We start from the raw sequence: 18450 nt of genomic DNA on the forward strand, positions 1-18450 counted from the left end.
GCTCGAATCGGCGCGCGGCTGATGTAGGACGGGCTTTGTGGCGCAAGGAGTGGGGGCCCGAATTAAATTTATGTATGCGACAATACGACCGGATGAACCTCGTCAGGCCGATGTAACTTTATCCGAGTGTAACTTTATTCAGGGCCAGCAGGGCGGGGAAATCGTCGCCTGCGAGATAGGCATGCTCGGTCTCGCGCTGCGTCGTCAGCGGATCGAGGCTCTTCAACGTTTCATCGACGAAGCCGGGATGGCACATCACCAGCCCATCCTCGGGCAGGCCGTCGAGGAAGCCGCGCATCAAGCCTGCGAAATCGGTCTCGCGTGTGAAATCATAGGCGCCGGCGAAGGCCGGATTGAAGCGCAGGCCCGATCGCTGGGCCTTGATCCGGAATTGGGTGCTGAGCACGTTCAGCACCAGCGCCTTCGGCGCCGCGAGCTGGCGTGCGAGGGGACCTTCGCGTCCGCACTGCCGCACCCAGGCGCCCGGCGCGCGCTCCTTCACGGCGCGCAGGAAGCCGTCGCGCACCTGCGGGAACAGCTGCGCGTGCTGATGGCCGTCGACGAAATCGGGCGCGCGGCCGAACAGATCGTGGAAGGCGTCGAGCTGCGCCAGCACTTCGGCATGGACCAGCTCGGCGTCGAGGCGATGCATCAGCCCGGCACGCAGCAGCCGCGGGAACGGCAGGAACATGTCGCCGTCGAGCGGGCGGAAATGCATCGTCAGCGGCCGGAACGGCGCGGTCAGCGTCACATGCAGCCCGATCGCGCAGCGCAGGCTCTTCGCCACCGATGCCGTCAGCACGGCCGCCGCCTCGCGGCCGATTGCCGGCGTCACCATCATCACCGATGTCGCATTGAGGCGGCCGCGTTCGATCAGATCGCGGATCGCGCGGTTGACGCCATCACTCAAGCCATAGTCGTCAGCACACAGCCAGATCCGGCGCGGCGCAGTGTCGCTCATTCGGCGGCGGTCCGCTCTGTGGCGCTTTGCGCCGCGCCGCCGTCGGCGTGCTTCTCGGTGTGCTCGGCGACGAAGTAGATCGGCCGTGCCTTCAATTCGGAGAGGATCTTGCCGATATATTCGCCGACGATGCCGATCATGATCAGCTGCACGCCGCCGATCGTCATCACGCCGATCATCAGCGAGGGATAGCCGGGCACCTGCTTGCCGGTGGTCAGCACTTCCCACAGGATCGAGAGGCCGAACAGGAAGGCTGCGCCGGCGAGCAGCGCGCCGAGCAGGCTGGCGAAGCGCAGCGGCGCCACCGAGAACGAGGTCAGGCCCTCGATCGACAGGCCGATCAGCCGGCCGGCGTTGAAGGTGGTGACGCCATGCGCGCGCGGCGCCGGCTCGTAGTCGACGCGGATCTGCCTGAAGCCGATCCAGCTCGCGAGGCCCTTGAAGAAGCGGTTGCGCTCCGGCAATTGCCGCAAGGCGGCTGCCGCGCGCGGCGACAGCAGGCGGAAGTCGCCGGCATCCTCGGGAATCTGCTGCCGCGCGCCCCAGTTGATCAGCGCGTAGAAGCCGCGCACCGCAAGCCGCCGCAACGCCGATTCATTGTCGCGATGCGCCTTCGCCGTGTAGACCACATCAAAGCCGTCATCGATCCAGTGCGCGACCAGCTGCTCCACCAATGTCGGCGGATGCTGGCCGTCGCCGTCCATGAACAGCACCGCGCCGCGGCGGGCATGGTCGAGGCCGGCCATCAGCGCCGCCTCCTTGCCGAAATTGCGCGACAGCGACACCACCTGCAGGTCGAGCCCGTCGGCAGGCAGGCCGCGCGCGATCGCCAGCGTGTTGTCCGCGCTGCCGTCGTCGACATAGACCACTTCGCAATTGAGCCCGTAGCGGGCGCGCAGCGAGCCGGCGAGGTCGATCAGTCGTTGGTGCAGCGCCGCAAGCCCGGCGGCCTCGTTGTAGACGGGCACGACGATGGACAGACCCTGCGCGGCGGCGGTCTTGGCGGTTGTGGTCAGGCTGGAGACGTCAGAGCCCAGCATCATCGGTCAGGTTCCGGAACTAGAGCGCTTTCCGGCGAAAAGAGCTTCGCCTTCGCATGGAGAAAACGCGTCACGACAAGATATCATGAACACAATATGGTACCGACGGCCGGCTGTCGCCAACATGAACGGCGACACCGGCTCATTGTCGCAGGAACGCCTCGAGCCTGGCGAACAGCGGGTTCTCGCGGTCGAACACATAGTCAAGCGACACCACCGACACGGTCTCGGCGCCGTGCTCGCGCAGGAAACTGCCGAGCGCGTAGAGCTTGCCGGGTGGGCAGTGCAGCGTCAGCATGCCCGACGAGGTCGGGCTGCCGAACGGGGCGACCACGCCGAAGCGGGTATGGGCTTCCGACAGCAGCGCGTCGTTGCAGCCGGCAAAGCGGGTGCGGACCTCGCGGTATTTGCTGGCGCGGGCGCGCGCGGCGATGTGGTCGAGGATGACGCGCGCAGTCTCGCGGGCGCCGGTCGACCAGTCGGCATCGCGGGAGGCGACGAGGTTGGCCTGGCTGCGCAGCATCACACCGTCGTCGAGCACCTTGAGCCCGTTGGCGGCGAGCGTCGCGCCCGTCGTCGTGATGTCGACGATCAACTCGGCGGTGCCGGCCGCGGGCGCGCCCTCGGTGGCGCCGGCGCTTTCGACGATGCGGTAGTCGCCGACGCCGTGCTTGGCGAAGAAGCCGCGTGTCAGGTTGATGTATTTGGTCGCAACCCGCATGCGGTGGTTGTGCTGCTCGCGAAAGCCGCTCGCGACGTCGTCGAGATCGGCCATGGTGCGGACGTCGATCCAGGCCTGCGGCACCGCGACCACGACATTGGCATAGCCGAAGCCCAGGCCTTCGATCATCAGCACGCGCTTGTCGGCATCGGGAATGCTCTCGCGCACCAGGTCCTCGCCGGTGACGCCGAGATGCACCGAGCCGCGCGCCAGATTGGCCGCGATCTCGCTCGCCGACAGATAGGCGATCTCGACATTGTCGACGCCGGCGATGGTGCCGCGATAGTCGCGCGCGCCGCCGGCTTTCGACAGGGTCAGCCCGGCGCGGGCGAAGAAGCTTTCGGCATTTTCCTGCAGACGTCCCTTGGAAGGAACGGCGACGACGAATGGCGTGCTCATCGGGCGCCTCCGCCGGCCTTGCCATGCCGGTTCATCGCCTCGATCCAGACCGAGAAGCCGACCGCGGGGATCGGATTGGCCGAGCCGAGCTGCGACATCAGCCCGTCGTAGCGGCCGCCCGCGACCAGCGGCTCGGCGCCGTTGCCCTTGGCGTGCAGTTCGAACTCGAAGCCGGTGTAGTAGTCGAGGCCGCGGCCGAATGCGGTCGCGAACCGCGTCTTGCGGATATCGATGCCGCGTGCGGCCATGAAGCCGACCCGGCTCTCCAGCTGGTCGATCGCGGCGGCAAGATCGAGCCTGGCGTCGGCGGCCAGCGCGCGCAGCTGCGCGACCGCGTCGTCGGGATCGCCTGATATGGCGAGGAAGCGCTTGATGGTGGCGAGCGCATCGCGCGGCAGTGCGCCGCCCTTCAGCGTCGATTGCTCGAGGAAGCGATCGGCGATCTCGGCGACCGTTCGTCCGCCGACATTGGTGGTGCCGGCGATCGACATCAGGTCGGTGACCAGCGCCAGCGCCGCTTTGCGGTCGGAGCCGGCCAGCGCCGCGAGCACGCCCTCATATTCGTTCCGGCCGGGCGCGGTCGCCAGGGTCAGCTGCTCGATGTCGTCGGTCAGCGAAACCTTGCGGTTGAAATCCTTGATCAGCCGGCGTCGCCACACCGGGTAAAGCTCGAGTGCATCGATCAGCGCGTTGAACAGCGCGACGTCGCCGGTGCGGATCTCGACGTCCGTCAATCCGAACGCCGTGGTCGCCTCCAGCGCCAGCGCCAGCATCTCGGCGTCGGCCGCGGCGCGGTCCTGCCGTCCGAAGGATTCGATGCCGGCCTGCAGGAACTGGCTCGGCGCTCCGTCGCGATAGCGGAACACCGGGCCGAGATAGCTGAAGCCGGCCGGCTGGCCGGCGCGGGGCGAGGCGAGGTAGTCGCGCGCCACCGGGATCGTGAGATCCGGGCGCAGGCAGAGCTCCTCGCCGCTCGGGTCGGTCGTCAGATACAGGCTCTTTCGGATGTCCTCGCCGGACAGGTCGAGGAACGGCTCGGCCGGCTGCAGGATCGCGGGCTCGGACCTGAGATAGCCAGCCTGCGCGAACGAGGCCAGCAGCGCATCCGCCCATAAGGCGGATCCGGCGGCGGATCGTGGTGCGGCAGCTTGGCTCATCTCGACGTCCAAAGGTTGCGGATTCGGGGTCCGCACGGGTTCCAAGGGTGGTTCGTGGCAGCCCTTACCATGGCCGTATCACGGTTTCGACAGCGATCAGCCAAGTGGCTTAATGATTGCGTGCGTTAACGATTTTACGACGGCTTGGCTAGGGAAAGATGCTTCCCCTCAGCTTTCAGGTCCCGTCGTCCTGAGGCTCGCTCCGCGCGCCTCAGGAGACGGAACGGGGGCTGCTTTTCACTGCCAATCCCCGAGCGCCGCCTGCACCAGCGCCAGCGCCGCGACGGCGGCGGTGTCGGCGCGCAGGATACGCGGGCCGAGGGCGAGACGGAGAATGGTGGGCTGGCGCAGCAGCAGGGTGCGCTCCTCCTCGGCAAAGCCGCCCTCGGCGCCGATCAGGATGTCGATCCCGGCGTTCGCGCGCCTTGCCGCCTGCAGCGCCTGCACCGGGTTCGCCACTTCGGCGGCCTCATCACAGAACACCAGCAGCCGCGCCGGATCGCGACCCGCGAGGAAACGGTCGAGCGGGAGGGGATCGGCGACCTCGGCGAGCGAGATGATCCCGCATTGCTCGGCGGCCTCGATCACATTGGCGCGCATCCGCTCGCCGTTGACCCGCGACACCTGGGTGAAGCGCGTCAGCACCGGCACCAGCCGTGCCGCGCCCATCTCGACCGCCTTCTGCACCATGTAGTCGAGCCGCGCATGTTTCAGCGGTGCGAACACATAGGTCAGGTCGGGTAGGCGGTCCTGCACCCGGGTCTGCGCCGTGATCGTCAGCGTGTCGGCCCGCTTGCGGCCGGAGATCTCGGCGCGCCATTCGCCGTCGCGGCCATTGAACACCAGCACGCTGTCGCCGGCATTGAGCCGCAGCACGTTGCCGAGATAGTTGCTCTGGTCGCGCTCCAGCGGAACGGAGGCGCCAGCGCCGAGCGGGGCATCGACGAACAGTCGGGGGCTGCGAAAATCGTGGTCAGGCATATTCGATGCGGCTCAGTGCTGCGGGCAAGTTTACCAAACTGAGCGACCCCGTAATGGTGCGGACTCGTCAGGAACTCACCGGCCCAGTAAGTACGAGGTGTCGATACATTGCTTCTGTCACCAAGTCTTATTTGAAATCCAAGGGGTCGCTTGCACGCGGCCCCTTTTGCCTTTCGGCCAACCCCGCGCGCTGCGCGAGGCATGACTGAAAATCGTGTTCAGGCAGACTTGATGGTCCGGTTTTACCGCTGCTCGCCACCTAAAGGCTTCAAATCGGGGAACAATTTAATGTGGCCGGTGTGGCCCTACGCCGCGCTGCCGCCCAAATCCACGGGTTGTTAAGGGCTCCCAGGAATCGTAAAACGCCCCCAAATTTCGTTGCTTCGTTTTGTTGCGCTGGGGTTGCCTGGACCTTTTGCCGGAGAAACACCCTCGATGATCCGCCGACTGATCGTGCTGACCGTTGCCGCGACCGCCCTGTCCGCGGGGAACGCCGCGGCCCAGAGCGCCTTTCCGGCGCCGCTGCCCAATCAAGGCCAGGCCGGCACTGCGTCCGATCCCGCGTTCCCGCCGGTGAACGGCGCGCGTGCAAGCCCGGGCCGGGCAGGCACCGCTTCGGATCCTGCGTTCCCGCCGGTCAACGGTGCGCCGGCGGCCAGGATCGGCGCGACGCCATCGGCATTCCCGACCAATGGTGCAGCCCCGATTGCCGGCGGCGGTCTGTCGTCGCCGCCGCCCCCGCCCGGTGCCGGCGGGGCAGGTGATGCCTGCATGAAGGATTTCGTTCCGCTGCGCGAGGAGACCGAGAAGCGCGGCAAGGCGATCAAGGCGGCGAGCGACCGGCATGCCAGCCCCCAGGAGGCCTGCAAGCTGATCGGCAATTACAGCCAGGCCGAAGTCAGGATGATCAAATACGTCGACACCAACGCGTCGAAGTGCGGAATCCCGCCGCAGATCTCCGAGCAGCTCAAGACCGGCCACAAGAATACCGAGGCGTTGCTGAAGAAGGTCTGCAACGTTGCGGAGCAGGCGGCGGCGCAGCCGCGCGGGCCCGCGGGACCGTCGCTGAGCGACGTGCTCGGCTCGTCCGCCTCGCTGCCGGAAGCGACCCCGACCAAGAAGGGCGGCAGCACCTTCGACACGCTGAACGGCAACGTTCTCACCCGTTGATGGATCCGTCATGAGCGATGTTTCCGCCCGCGTTGCCGACTCCACAGGCAACTGGGTGGATACCCATGCGCCGGTCTGGTCGCGGCCCTATCTGCGGCTTGCGCGCTACGACCGGCCGATCGGCTCCTGGCTGTTGTTGATGCCGTGCTGGTGGTCGGCGGCGCTCGCCGCCGGCGTCGCACATGATGTTCGCGCGCTGCCGCTCGTCGTGCTGCTGTTCTTCATCGGCGCCTTCGTGATGCGCGGCGCGGGCTGCACCTGGAACGACATCACCGATCGCGATCTCGACGCCAGGGTTGAGCGCACCCGGTCGCGGCCGATCCCGGCCGGGCAGGTGACGGTGACGCAGGCTGTGGTCTTCATGGTGCTGCAGGCGCTGATCGGGCTTGCGGTGCTTTTGCAGTTCAACCGCTTTGCTGTCATGACCGGCATCGCCTCGCTTTTGATCGTCGCGATCTATCCGTTCATGAAGCGGATCACCTGGTGGCCGCAGGTCGTGCTCGGCCTCGCCTTTTCCTACGGCGCGCTGATGGGTTTTGCGGTGACGCTGGAGCGCATCGATCCGGCCGCGATCGCGCTCTACGCCGGATCGATCGCCTGGGTGATCGCCTACGACACCATCTACGCCCATCAGGATGCCGAGGATGACGCGCTGATCGGCGTCAAATCCACCGCGCGCCTGTTCGGCGCACGCACCCATCTGGCGCTTAAGATTTTCTACGGTCTCGCCGTGCTGCTGATCGGCGTAGCGTTCGCGCTTGCCGGCGCCCGCTGGCCGGCGTGGATCGGGCTAGCGGCGTTCGCGCTGCATCTCGCCTGGCAAATCCGCCGGCTCGACACCAGCGATCCCGCGCTCTGCCTGCGCATCTTCAAATCCAATCGCGACGCCGGCTTCATTCTGTTCGCGAGCCTGGTCGTCGATGCGGTGCTGCGCGCGGCGTAGTTCTTCTTCACTCGCCACAAATAACAGTGAGGTGAGCACGCTGCTCAGGCTCCCTCTCCCCTTGCGGGAGAGGGTGGGGAGAGGGGTGGCCCCGGGCGAGATGATCGAAGGGGAGATCGTTCTCGCAACTTGTTCGCTCGTCATCGTGACGAATACGGAGAGAGCGCGTCGTGTGGCACCCCTCTCCCTAACCCTACCCCGCGAGGGGGGAGGGAACCCTTCCGCCGGTGCATCCCTTACGCGCCGTGAGCCATTTTCATCGTCGTCCTGGCGAAAGAGGTGAGAGTCGTGGAGCGCGGCGCAACGAACTCAGTCCCGCGCGATGATCTCGCGCTCGTCGCGATGCACGCTGGTGCCGTTGAGGCTGACGCCGGCGCGGCGGCGGGCCAGGAATTTCGGGCGTCGCGCGCGGATCGCGTTGCGGCGACGGCGGCGCGGGGAGGGCGTCCGCGGCGCCGGCTCGGTCAGTTGCGGCAGACGGAAGATGTCGCTCCACATCTGCCAGGCGGAGGCGATTTCTTCGGCATCCGAACTTGAGCCGAGTGGAATGCTGAGCGCGGGATCGCGGTGAACCAGCACCAACATCTGCACGTCGTCGATGCCGCGCAGCGCGACGCCGAGGAAATCGCTGACGCGAACATTGACCGCCATCCGCATGCCGAGAACGGCGCGGCGCAGCACGACATGTTCGCGATGAAGCTCGACCTGCCGCATGCCGCCATCCGCGCGCGCATCCTGCGCGTGGAAGCTAAGCGGAAGGCAAAGGGGGTCGAGCCGCAGTGCGCGGCTCGACCCGGCGGAATTGATTCCGCTTGTTGGTGTTTGACGCCTCAAAGCCTTAGTCTCCCCGCCGGGATTATGTTCCCGGTCGATGTGTGAGAGCCTAGCCGAGCGATGGCCGTTTCGGCTTAAAAAGCCTGGTTAACCGCTCCTCACCTCGTGCCATGATTGACAAGAGGTTGGCCCGCATGATTGACGAAGCCTTGCGCCAATCACTCAAATCTTTGTTGGCCGCCGGTGCAAAGTGCTTGAAATCCCTGTGAATCCGGCACATCTGGTTAGGTCTGTCGACGCCATTCCGGGCCCCCTCCATCCGCAGGAATTCGTTCGTGAACTCTTCACCATTTGCATCGCGACACGGCGATACCTCCGATCTGTTCGATCAGTCCGGCCTGAGCGACCTTGCGCAGCGTCTGGTCGAAGCCGCCAAGCGCGCCGGCGCCGATGCGGCCGATGCCATCGCGGTGCGCGGCGTCTCGCAAGGCGTCGAAGTGCGCGATGGCCGCGTCGAGGAAACCGAACGTTCCGAAGGCGATGACGTCGGCCTGCGGGTATTCGTCGGCCAGCGCCAGGCGGTGGTGTCGACCAATGACATCAGCGGCGACGAGATCGCAAAGCTCGCCGAGCGCGCGGTCGCGATGGCGCGCGTCGCGCCCGACGACAAATATGTCGGCCTCGCCGATCCCGCGCTCCTCGCGCATGATTTCCCCGATCTCGATCTGCTCGACCGCAACGTCCCGACCACGGCCGAGCTCGAGCAGCGCGCCATCGAAGCGGAAGCTGCCGCGCTCGCGGTCAAGGGTGTCACCAAGTCCGGCGGTGCGTCGGCCTCAACCGGGATCGGCGGCATGGTGCTGGTGACGTCTACCGGCTTCCACGGATCCTATCTTCGTTCCAGCCATGGCATCTCGACGACGGCGATTTCCGGTGAGGGCACCGGCATGGAGCGCGATTACGATTTCACCAGCGCGCCGCATGCATCCGATCTCGATTCACCTGCCACCGTCGGCCGCAAGGCCGGCGAGCGTGCGGTGGCGCGCGCGAATCCGCGCAAGGTCGAGACCTGCAAGGTGCCTGTGGTGTTCGACCCGCGGGTTGCGGGCTCGATCGTCGGCCATCTGGTCGGCGCCATCAACGGCGCCTCGATCGCGCGCAAGACCAGCTTCCTGAAGGACAAGCTCGGCGAGCAGCTGTTCTCGAGGGATATCCGCATCATCGACGATCCCTTGCGCGTGCGTGGCCTGCGCTCGCAGACCTTCGACGCCGAGGGCGTCAAGGTGAAGAAGATCGCGCTGATTGACGAGGGCGTGCTGACCACCTGGGTGCTGGACTCCGCGACCGCGCGCGAGCTCGGCCTGGTCACGACCGGGCATGCGCATCGCGGCGTGTCCTCCTCGCCGTCGCCGGGCACCTATAATCTGCATCTGGAGCCGGGTGCAGTGACGCCCAAGGAGCTGATCTCCGACATCAAGCAGGGCTTCTATGTCACCGACCTGATCGGCTCCGGCGTCAACGGCGTGACCGGCGATTACAGCCGCGGCGCGTCCGGCTTCTGGATCGAGAATGGTGAGATCACCTATCCGGTCAGCGAAGTGACCATCGCCGGCCATCTGCTGCCGATGTTCAAGTCGCTGGTCGCCGCCAACGATCTGGAGTTCCGCTACGGCGTCAATTCGCCGACCTTGCGCATCGAGGGCCTGACGCTTGGCGGACGCTGATACGGACGACTGGACCAAGGCGCGCGATGCCGCCTTGCTGACCAAGACAGTGCAGGAGGCGGGCCGGCTCGGTCTGTCGATGTTCCGCACCGAATTGAAGAACTGGATCAAGGGCGCGTCCTCGCCGGTGTCGGAGGCCGATATCGCGGTCAACGACCTGCTGGAGCAGCAGCTTCGTTCGGCGACGCCGGGTTACGGCTGGTTGTCGGAGGAGAGTGCCGACAACGAGAGCCGTCTCGACAGGCGTTTCACCTGGATCGTCGATCCGATCGATGGCACCCGTGCCTATCTCGCCGGCCGCGAAGACTGGTGCGTCAGTGTGGCGCTGGTTGAAAATGCATCGCCGGTGCTCGCGGCGGTGTATGCGCCGGTGACCGAGGAATTCTTCTTCGCCGCCCGCGGTCAGGGCGCCACCCTGAACGACAGCGGTGTGCACGCGACAACGGGCACCGATTTCGATTTCCCGCGCATGGCCGGGCCGAAGCCGCTGGTGCAGCGGCTCAGCCCGACGTCGGACGAGATCACGCTGTTTCCGCGGATCGGATCGCTGGCCCTGCGGTTGTGCCGCGTAGCACAAGGTCGACTTGACGCCGCCTTTGCCGGCGGGCAAAGCCGCGACTGGGATCTTGCCGCCGCGAATTTGATCGTGCAGGAAGCGGGTGGTAAGATGACCGCGCTCTCGGGGGAAGCGATTGAGTACAATCGCCGGGAGGTGACGCATGGGGTGCTGGTGGCAGCAGGACGCGAACGTCATGCACGCATTGTCGAGCATTTTCGCAACCGTCCACTGCCGTGAGGTCCCGCCAATCCGCGCCGCGCTTCCGATTGTGACGAGCAGACCTGTTACGACAGGCTTGTGACGACCAGACTTGTAACGAGCCGACTTGATAACGACCAGCCTTGATAACGATCAGATCTGTGACGACCACGACTTCATTTGCTTGCCGGGCATCTCGTTAGGAAAACCATCATGTCAGACAATGCCCAGCCACAGCTGCTTCACCTCGTGATCGGCGGCGAGTTGACCGATCTCGAGCACAACACCTTCAAGAATCTGGACGAAGTCGAGATCGTCGGCGTCTATCCGAACTATGCGACCGCCTATGCGGCCTGGAAGGCGAAGGCGCAAGCGACCGTGGACAACGCCCAGATGCGCTATTTCGTCGTTCACCTCCACCGGTTGCTCGATCCCGAGCAGGACGCAAAGCACTCCCATTGAAACGACTATTTCGCGATCTGCTGCGCAGCGGCTTCGTGCAGCGCGCGCTGGGTGTGCTTGCGGCCGAGTATCTGCGGCTGGTGTGGTACACCAACCGCTTCATCTATCAGCCGCATGACGTATACGGGATCGTCGAGCCCTTGATGCCGGCGATCTTCGTGTTCTGGCACGGCCAGCACTTCATGACGCCGTTCATCAGGACCAAGGACAGCTACCGCGCCAAGGTCTTGATCTCCCGCCACCGCGACGGCGAGTTCAATGCCCTGGCGGTCGAGCGGCTCGGCATCGGCACGATCAGGGGGTCCGGCGACCATTCCGGCGCGTTCCATCGCAAGGGCGGCGTCGGCGCCTTCCTGGAGATGGTGCGGACGCTGGAAGACGGCTGCAATATGGCGACCACCGCCGATGTGCCGAAGCGAGCGCGGGTGGCGGGCCTCGGGGCCATCATGCTGGCGCGGGAAACCGGCCGGCCGATCATCCCGTTTGCGATGGTCACCAGCCGCTTCATCCGGTTGAAAAACTGGGATTCCACGACCATCAATTTGCCATTCGGGCGCGGCGCAGTGGTAGGTATTGAGCCGGTCTATGTGCCGCCCGATGCCGATGCCGCGACGATGGAGAAGCTTCGGCAGCACGTGGAGAATCTGCTCAACGAAGCGACCCGGCGCGCCTATGCAGCCGTCGGGCGGCCGGAGGCAACGCTTGGCTAGCTCGCTACCGATGACGTTGCGTGTCTATCGCAAGCTGTCGTCCGCGATGGTGCCGCTCGCGCCTGCGCTGATCAAGCGGCGGCTCAAGCTCGGCAAGGAAGACCCCGAACGTGTCGGCGAGCGGCGCGGCGTCAGCGCCGATACCAGGCCGCAGGGACCGCTGGTGTGGATTCACGGCGCGAGCGTCGGCGAGGTGCTGGCGGCGGTCGGGCTGATCGAGCGGTTGCGCGCGCTGAACCTGCGCATCCTGCTCACGTCAGGGACGGTGACGTCTGCCGCGATCGTCGCCAAGCGCTTTCCGCCCGACGTGATCCATCAATACGTGCCGTACGACTCGCCGCGCTACGTCGCGCGCTTCCTCGATCACTGGCGTCCGTCGCTGGCGCTGTTCATCGAGTCCGATTTGTGGCCGAACCTGATCCTGTCGAGCGCCGCGCGGCGGCTGCCGATGGTCCTGATCAACGGGCGGATGTCGCAGCGCTCGTTCCCGCGCTGGCGCCGCCTCTCCAACACCATCGGGGCGCTGCTCGGACGGTTCGACATCTGCCTCGCGCAGTCGAAGACCGATGCCGAGCGCTTTGCCGCGCTCGGCAGCCAGAATGTCCTGGTCACCGGCAACCTCAAGCTCGACGTCGCGGCGCCGCCGGCCGATCCCGCCAAGCTGGAGCGGCTGATGTCGGTGACGCGCGGCCGTGCGATCGTGGTTGCCGCGTCGACCCATCCCGGCGAGGAAGAGCTCCTGATCGAGGCGCACAAGTCGCTCGCCGGATACTTCCCCGGGCTGCTCACGGTGATCGTGCCGCGCCATGCCGCGCGCGGCGAGGCAGTGGCGCGGCTGGTGACGGAGCGGGGCCTGCGACCCGGCCTGCGCTCGCATGAGGACCTGCCGGTCGCAACCACGGATATCTACGTCGCCGACACAATGGGCGAGCTCGGCCTGTTCTATCGCCTCGCGCCGATCGTGTTCATGGGCGGCTCGCTGGTCGCGCATGGCGGCCAGAACCCGATCGAGGCGATCAAGCTCGGCGCTGCGATCGTGCACGGCCCGCACGTCTTCAACTTCACCGAGGTCTATGAGGCACTCGATCGCGCCGGCGGCGCGCGCCGCGCCGACGATCTGGACGCGCTGGTCAAGCAGCTCGGCCAGTTCCTCGCCGATCCCGCAGCGCGCGATACCTCGCTTGCGGCGTCCGAGCGCGTCGTCGAACAGCTCGGCGGCGCGCTGGAGCGTACGGTGACCGCTCTCGAGCCCTATCTGTTGCAGTTGCAGCTCGAGATGGGAGCCGCCAATGCGTGAGCCGGCCTTCTGGCACCGGCCATCGTCTTGGACATCGCAATTACTCCGACCGCTTGCCGCGCTGTACGGCGCGGTGGCTGCGCGGCGGATGCAGCGGGCCGGCATCGATGCCGGCATTCCCGTGATCTGCGTCGGCAATTACCATGTCGGCGGTGCCGGCAAGACGCCGACCGTGCTGGCGCTGGCAAAACTGCTGCGCGAGCTCGACGAACGCCCGGTAGTGCTCAGCCGCGGCTATGGCGGCGCGCTTGACGGGCCGGTCAAGGTCGATCGCGACAGCCACACGGCGGCCGATGTCGGCGACGAGCCGCTGATGATGGCCGCGACGTTGCCGGTCGTGGTGTCGCGCGACCGCGCCGCTGGCCTGGCGCTGGCGCGCGCGCAGAATGCGAGCGTGATCCTGATGGATGACGGCTTCCAGAATCCGAGCGTGCTCAAGGACACCTGCCTGATCGTGATCGACGGCACGCGCGGCATCGGCAATGGTCGCGTTATTCCGGCAGGACCGTTGCGTGCGCCGCTCTCGCCGCAGCTGGAGCGCACCGACGCGCTGATCGTGGTCGGCGAGGGGAGCGCGGCGCAGAAGATTGCGGCCGATCTCGCATCCCGTGGCAAGCCGATCTTGTCGGCGCATCTGAGGCCAGACGAGGCCTCATTGAATGCGTTGCGTGGTCAGCGCGTACTCGCTTTCGCCGGCATCGGCAATCCCACGCGCTTCTTCAACTCGCTGCGCGCAAGCGGCATCGACGTCGTCCGCAACACGGCGTTCCCCGATCATCATGCCTTCACCAGGGATGAGATCGCGCAGCTCGTTGCCGATGCGAGAGGCGACGCCCTGACGCTGGTGACGACGGAAAAGGATCTGGCGCGGCTGCGTGGTCCGGCGGGGATGCCGGCCTGGGCACAGGCGATCGTGCCATTCGCGGTGACGCTGCAATTCGAGGAGGCCGGCGCGCTGCGGCGCCTGGTGACCGATCAGCTGTTCAAGGCGCGGAACAGGAGGCTGCAAACATGAAGCGGGCTTCGAGCTCAGGCCTGCGGCTTGAGCACGCCGGGATGATGCCGCTGCAGCACGGCGGTCGGGGTGGCGTAGGCCTCCTGCAGGTCGACGCTCCAGTACTTCAGCTCGTCGAGCGGGATCCGGACGTCGGTGATGGCACAACGCACGAAGGTGCCAGGCGAGATCACGCGAAAATCGCCGTCGAGATATTGCACCTGCGCTTCGCCATGGCCCGAGGGACCGAACTTGTTCAGCACGTTTGAGCTCTCCGCCTTGCCCCTGATGAGGCAGCCTTAAATGTTCATCAAGCCGTTTATCACAGATAGGGGGGCATGTCCGCCCGTTAAACCACCGACTTGTGATGATTTGGCGGCAGATGCGCATGGTAGCGTTGCAGCCGTGGTCCGCTGTGTTTACAGCGCCATAACGAGCCGGCCGGATCGGATGCGCCTCAAGTCAGTTTTCACCTGCCTCGCCATGCTTGCCGTGCCGCCCGCGGCGGCGGCGCCGCTTCCCGCCCCGCATCAGGTCGAAATTTCCGAAGGCAATGTCACGCTGCATGCGCAGCTCTACCGGCCCGATGGCGACGGGCCGTTCCCGACGGTCATCGCGCTGCATGGCTGCGGCGGTCTTGCCGGCCGTTCCGAGCAGGTCGCACCGCGCTATCGCGACTGGGCCGAGCAACTGCTCACGTCAGGCCATGCGGTGCTGCTGCCGGACAGCTACGGCTCCCGCGAGCTCGGGCCGCAGTGCCGCATCAGGGAGCATCAGGTCCAGACCCGCCGGGCACGGGTTGCCGACATCAATGCCGCGCGACAATGGCTGGTGCAGCAGAAATGGGTGGCCAAGAGCCGCATCAGCCTGATCGGCTGGGGGAATGGCGCGGCCGCCTTGCTGTGGGCGGTGCGGCCGCAGATGTGGTCGCGCAGTGTCGAGCCGGACTTTCGCTCGGCGGTCGCGTTCTATCCGGATTGCCGCACCTCGTCCGGCCTCGGCTGGAGCGCGCGGGTGCCGACGCTGGTGCTGATCGGCGCGCGCGACGACGTGACCTCATCGTCGGCTTGCCACCAGATGGTCGACGGCGCACGCGGCCGCAGCGCGCTGGCGCGGATCGTGGTCTATCCCGAGGCCTATCATGATTTCGACCGGGCCAATCTGCCGCTGCATGCGGTCGCGGCTTCCGATGTCGATGTCGCCGAGCGCGGCCATATCGGCACCGATGCGGACGCGCGCAAGGACGCGCAGAAGCAGGTCGCGGAGTGGCTGGCGCGCTAGTCTAGAGCGCGATGAAGTTAGCTTGAATCGGTTTGGCCTCGGGTTCGGTTCACCTCTCCCCATTGGGGAGAGGTCGATTTGCGTAGCAAATCGGGTGAGGGGCCGCAGCTCCAACGAGGGACCGTAACCCCTCACCCGGCGCTGCGCGCCGACCTCTCCCAAGGGAGAGGTAAGGCCCCGATGCCGCACCAATTCAACCTAATCTCATCATGCTTTAGAACAGGCTACCTTGGTCCACCGGCTTGATGACGCGTTTCGGCGCTGCCGGCTTCGCCTCGCGCTGAGGCTTCGGCGGGCTCTCGGGCGTCGCCGTCGCCGCGGGCTGATCGGAATTCGTGGTGGCGCCGACGCGGCCGTCGGCGAACTCGATCGACAAATTGGCGTTCGGACCGACCGCTGCGGCTGAATGCAGTGCGTGTCCCTGCGCATCGCGCACCAGCGCAAAGCCGCGCGCCAGCACGCCGCGATAGGACAGCGCCGACAGCAGCTGGCTGCGATGGGCGACCCGCGCCTCGAGCCGTTGCAGCGTCGTGACCAGTGCGCGGCGGGCGCGCTCGGCGAGGCGGTGGGTGCGCTCGAGATCGCGCGCGATCGCGGTGCGCTGGGCCTTCGCATTGGCGAGTTTCGAGGCCTTGAGCCGGATCTCGAGCCCGCCAAAACGCTCGCGCCGCCGATGCAGCAGCGCGCGCGCCGACAGCGTGATGCGCTCGCCGGATGCGGTGAGCCGCTGCCGCGCATGCGCGACCTGGCCGCGCAGCACGCCGATGGTGAGGCGCGAGCTCGACGCGGCAAAACGGCGGAAATGCGCGTGCGTGTTGGCCTTCAGCCCGCGCGGCAGCCCGGCAGCGAGATGATCGAGCCGCTGCCGCGGGATCGCCAGCAGTTCGTTCGCCGCCGGCAGCGCGCGCGCCGCGGCGCGCAGCTCGGTGCGGCGCGCCTCCTGGGCACGCTGCCAGCACACCATGGTGCGGCGGGCGAGCGCGGTGACCTCGACGAACAGCTCGCTGCGCACCGGCACCGCCATCTCGGCGGCGGCGGTCGGGGTCGGCGCGCGCTTGTCGGCGACGAAGTCGATCAGCGTAATGTCGGTCTCGTGGCCGACCGCCGAGATCAGCGGGATGTGGCTCTCGGCCGCCGCACGGACCACGATCTCCTCGTTGAACGACCACAAATCCTCCAGCGAGCCGCCGCCGCGCGCGACGATCAACAGATCGGGCCGCGGGATCCGGCCGCCCTCCGGCAGCGCATTGAAGCCGCGGATCGCGGCGGCGACCTGCTCGGCCGAGCCGTCGCCCTGCACCTTGACCGGCCATACCAGCACCCGGCGCGGGAAGCGGTCCTCGAGCCGATGCAGGATGTCGCGGATCACCGCGCCGGTCGGCGAGGTGACGACGCCGATCACCTCGGGCAGCCAGGGCAACAGCTGCTTGCGGGCCTCGTCGAACAGGCCCTCGGCCGCCAGTTTCTTCTTGCGCTCCTCCATCAGCGCCATCAGCGCGCCGACGCCGGCCGGCTCCAGGGAGTCGATGACGATCTGGTACTTCGAGGAGTTCGGATAGGTGGTCAGCTTGCCGGTGGCGATGACCTCGAGCCCTTCCTGCGGCTTGAAGCGCATCCGGGCGTGGGCGAATTTCCAGATCACCGCTTCGATCTTGGCGCTCTCGTCCTTGAGGGCGAAATAGCAGTGGCCGGACGAGTGCGGGCCGCGGAAGCCCGAAATCTCGCCGCGGACGCGGACATGGCCGAACCGGTCCTCCACCGTCCGCTTCAGGGCGGAGGAAAGTTCCGAGACGGTGAATTCGGGCGCGTTGACGAGATTCGGCGCGGCAGCGGTCATTTGCAGGTGATTCGGCTGTTTGTGAGCTTCAGAGCAAGGTAGGGACTTTTGCCCGTCATCGCCAATGCGCGGGCTTGCTTGCCCCTAAACTCTGTGATACAGAGTTCTCTGTATTGAGGGTAATGGCGACCTTGCTGGAGCGCTGACCGATGATCCCGCAGTTGACATCGGCGAGTTTCGTCCATTCCGCGGCGGGCGCGGTCCATGCCGTGGTGGCTGTGCTGTGCATCGGGGTCGGGCTGATCCAGTTCCTGCGGCCGAAGCGCGGCGCAGGCCACCGGGCGCGCGGCTATTTCTTCGTCTACGCCATGCTGGTCGCCGACGGGACCGCGATGCTGGTCTACCGGTTCACCGGCGCTCTCAACCTGTTCCATGTCGGTGCGATCGTGAACTTCGCCTGCATCATTGCGGCGATTGTTCCGCTGCTGCGCAGCCCTCGTCCGCCGAACTGGCGGCTGATCCACTACTACTTCATCTCCTGGTCCTACGTGTCGCTGATGTCGGCAGCGGCCACGGAAATCATGGCGCGCGCGCTGCCGCTGACGACGCGCGGGCAGGTCGGGCTGCTGGCGCTGGTGCTGTCGATCATCACCATGACGATCGCCTATGTCCTGATCGGGAAATATCGCCCGCCGGCCGACGCCCCACCGGTTTCTTCCGGGCTCGCCGAGCAAAATGGAGTGACGTCATGATCGACAGCCAGCAGGCCAGCGCGGCGCTGAACGACATCAACGACGTCGTGCATCGCCTCCGCCAGTCGCAAATCTACCAGATCGCCAGTCTCATCATCGTCATGTGGGGCGCATTGGTGTTCGTAGGCTACCTCGCCAATTACACCTGGCCGCCGCAGGGCTATACGATCTGGGCCGTCGTCGATCTCATCGGAATCGCAGGCTCGATCGCAATTGCGGCGTTCAGCGGTGTCGGTCCGGGGGCGGGCGCCTACGCGCTGCGGCTGCTGGTGGCGTTCCTGCTGTTCATCGCATTCGGCATTTTCTGCTCCGTTGTGCTCGGCCATTTCAGGCCGCGCCAGATGCTGGTGTTCTGGCCGCTATTCACCATGCTATTCTATGCGCTCGCCGGCCTGTGGTTCGGCTACGCCTTCATCGTGATCGGGCTCGGCAGCAGCGCCTTGATCGTGACCGCCTACTTCTACGCCGGTCCGGCGCTGCTGTTGTGGATGGCAGTGGTGCACGGTGGCGCACTCATCCTCGGCGGGCTCTGGATGCGCCGGATCTGATC

General features: G+C 66.4%; 19 protein-coding genes. 11 read left to right on the forward strand and 8 right to left on the reverse strand.

Annotated features, from left to right (window positions below):
• Positions 1-118 precede the first annotated feature (118 nt).
• The 5 genes from AKN83_RS11385 to AKN83_RS11405 form a co-directional block, all read right to left on the reverse strand.
• Positions 119-961 (reverse strand): ChbG/HpnK family deacetylase, encoded by an 843-nt coding sequence (locus AKN83_RS11385; protein WP_050403692.1) that lies wholly within the window; start codon positions 959-961, stop codon positions 119-121.
• Entirely contained in the window at positions 958-2004 is a 1047-nt protein-coding gene (locus AKN83_RS11390) for a glycosyltransferase family 2 protein (protein WP_050403691.1), read from the reverse strand. Before AKN83_RS11390 ends, AKN83_RS11385 begins: the two co-directional genes overlap by 4 nt.
• A 139-nt stretch (positions 2005-2143) precedes the next feature.
• Complete coding sequence (hisG, locus tag AKN83_RS11395) at positions 2144-3121, reverse strand: ATP phosphoribosyltransferase (protein ID WP_050403690.1); 978 nt, start codon at positions 3119-3121, stop codon at positions 2144-2146.
• Positions 3118-4278 carry an ATP phosphoribosyltransferase regulatory subunit gene (locus AKN83_RS11400; protein ID WP_050403748.1) on the reverse strand — a complete coding sequence of 387 codons (1161 nt, stop codon included), beginning with the start codon at positions 4276-4278 and terminating at the stop codon, positions 3118-3120. The genes hisG and AKN83_RS11400 overlap by 4 nt, the downstream gene beginning before the upstream one ends.
• Positions 4279-4515: 237 nt before the next feature.
• Entirely contained in the window at positions 4516-5259 is a 744-nt protein-coding gene (locus AKN83_RS11405; RefSeq protein ID WP_050403689.1) for a 16S rRNA (uracil(1498)-N(3))-methyltransferase, read from the reverse strand.
• A 435-nt stretch (positions 5260-5694) separates the two neighbouring features.
• On the opposite strand from AKN83_RS11405, the gene AKN83_RS11410 reads away from it, so the two are divergent.
• Positions 5695-6429 (forward strand): hypothetical protein, encoded by a 735-nt coding sequence (locus tag AKN83_RS11410; RefSeq protein ID WP_050403688.1) that lies wholly within the window; start codon positions 5695-5697, stop codon positions 6427-6429.
• A gap of 10 nt (positions 6430-6439) precedes the next feature.
• On the forward strand, positions 6440-7372 hold the full coding sequence (gene ubiA / locus AKN83_RS11415) for a 4-hydroxybenzoate octaprenyltransferase (RefSeq protein ID WP_050403687.1): 933 nt from the start codon (positions 6440-6442) through the stop codon (positions 7370-7372).
• A gap of 309 nt (positions 7373-7681) precedes the next feature.
• Here the strand turns inward: ubiA and AKN83_RS11420 are convergent, their stop codons facing one another.
• Positions 7682-8206, reverse strand: a complete 525-nt coding sequence (locus AKN83_RS11420) for a DUF6101 family protein (protein ID WP_050403686.1) — start codon at positions 8204-8206, stop codon at positions 7682-7684.
• 275 nt (positions 8207-8481) lie between these two features.
• Between AKN83_RS11420 and AKN83_RS11425 the strand changes: the two genes are divergently transcribed.
• From AKN83_RS11425 to lpxK, 6 genes are all read left to right on the forward strand, one after another.
• Positions 8482-9870: a TldD/PmbA family protein gene (locus tag AKN83_RS11425; protein WP_050403685.1), complete on the forward strand. Its 1389-nt coding sequence runs from the start codon at positions 8482-8484 to the stop codon at positions 9868-9870.
• Positions 9857-10666 carry an inositol monophosphatase family protein gene (locus tag AKN83_RS11430; RefSeq protein ID WP_050403684.1) on the forward strand — a complete coding sequence of 270 codons (810 nt, stop codon included), beginning with the start codon at positions 9857-9859 and terminating at the stop codon, positions 10664-10666. Before AKN83_RS11425 ends, AKN83_RS11430 begins: the two co-directional genes overlap by 14 nt.
• 174 nt (positions 10667-10840) lie before the next feature.
• Positions 10841-11089 carry a DUF4170 domain-containing protein gene (locus tag AKN83_RS11435; RefSeq protein WP_050403683.1) on the forward strand — a complete coding sequence of 83 codons (249 nt, stop codon included), beginning with the start codon at positions 10841-10843 and terminating at the stop codon, positions 11087-11089.
• Positions 11086-11799 (forward strand): lysophospholipid acyltransferase family protein, encoded by a 714-nt coding sequence (locus AKN83_RS11440; RefSeq protein ID WP_050403682.1) that lies wholly within the window; start codon positions 11086-11088, stop codon positions 11797-11799. Before AKN83_RS11435 ends, AKN83_RS11440 begins: the two co-directional genes overlap by 4 nt.
• Complete coding sequence (locus tag AKN83_RS11445; protein ID WP_050403681.1) at positions 11762-13096, forward strand: 3-deoxy-D-manno-octulosonic acid transferase; 1335 nt, start codon at positions 11762-11764, stop codon at positions 13094-13096. Before AKN83_RS11440 ends, AKN83_RS11445 begins: the two co-directional genes overlap by 38 nt.
• The gene (lpxK, locus tag AKN83_RS11450; protein ID WP_050403680.1) at positions 13089-14111 is read left to right on the forward strand and encodes a tetraacyldisaccharide 4'-kinase; all 1023 of its coding nucleotides are present in this window, start codon (positions 13089-13091) and stop codon (positions 14109-14111) included. The genes AKN83_RS11445 and lpxK overlap by 8 nt, the downstream gene beginning before the upstream one ends.
• A 14-nt stretch (positions 14112-14125) precedes the next feature.
• Here lpxK and AKN83_RS11455 read toward each other — a convergent pair whose 3' ends face one another.
• Entirely contained in the window at positions 14126-14353 is a 228-nt protein-coding gene (locus AKN83_RS11455) for a DUF2093 domain-containing protein (RefSeq protein ID WP_016848019.1), read from the reverse strand.
• Between the two features lie 187 nt (positions 14354-14540).
• Here AKN83_RS11455 and AKN83_RS11460 point away from each other — a divergent pair, with 187 nt between their 5' ends.
• Positions 14541-15371 carry a dienelactone hydrolase family protein gene (locus AKN83_RS11460; protein WP_050403679.1) on the forward strand — a complete coding sequence of 277 codons (831 nt, stop codon included), beginning with the start codon at positions 14541-14543 and terminating at the stop codon, positions 15369-15371.
• A 214-nt stretch (positions 15372-15585) separates the two neighbouring features.
• Here the strand turns inward: AKN83_RS11460 and xseA are convergent, their stop codons facing one another.
• Positions 15586-17208 carry an exodeoxyribonuclease VII large subunit gene (gene xseA, locus AKN83_RS11465; protein ID WP_050403678.1) on the reverse strand — a complete coding sequence of 541 codons (1623 nt, stop codon included), beginning with the start codon at positions 17206-17208 and terminating at the stop codon, positions 15586-15588.
• Positions 17209-17357: 149 nt separating this feature from the next.
• On the opposite strand from xseA, the gene AKN83_RS11470 reads away from it, so the two are divergent.
• Together AKN83_RS11470 and AKN83_RS11475 are read left to right on the forward strand one after the other, a co-directional pair.
• The gene (locus tag AKN83_RS11470) at positions 17358-17900 is read left to right on the forward strand and encodes a DUF2306 domain-containing protein (protein ID WP_050403677.1); all 543 of its coding nucleotides are present in this window, start codon (positions 17358-17360) and stop codon (positions 17898-17900) included.
• Positions 17897-18448, forward strand: coding sequence for a hypothetical protein (locus tag AKN83_RS11475; protein WP_050403676.1), 552 nt, complete (start codon positions 17897-17899; stop codon positions 18446-18448). Before AKN83_RS11470 ends, AKN83_RS11475 begins: the two co-directional genes overlap by 4 nt.
• Positions 18449-18450: the final 2 nt, after the last annotated feature.

The organism is Bradyrhizobium embrapense (assembly GCF_001189235.2).
Classification (GTDB): Bacteria; Pseudomonadota; Alphaproteobacteria; order Rhizobiales; family Xanthobacteraceae; genus Bradyrhizobium; species Bradyrhizobium embrapense.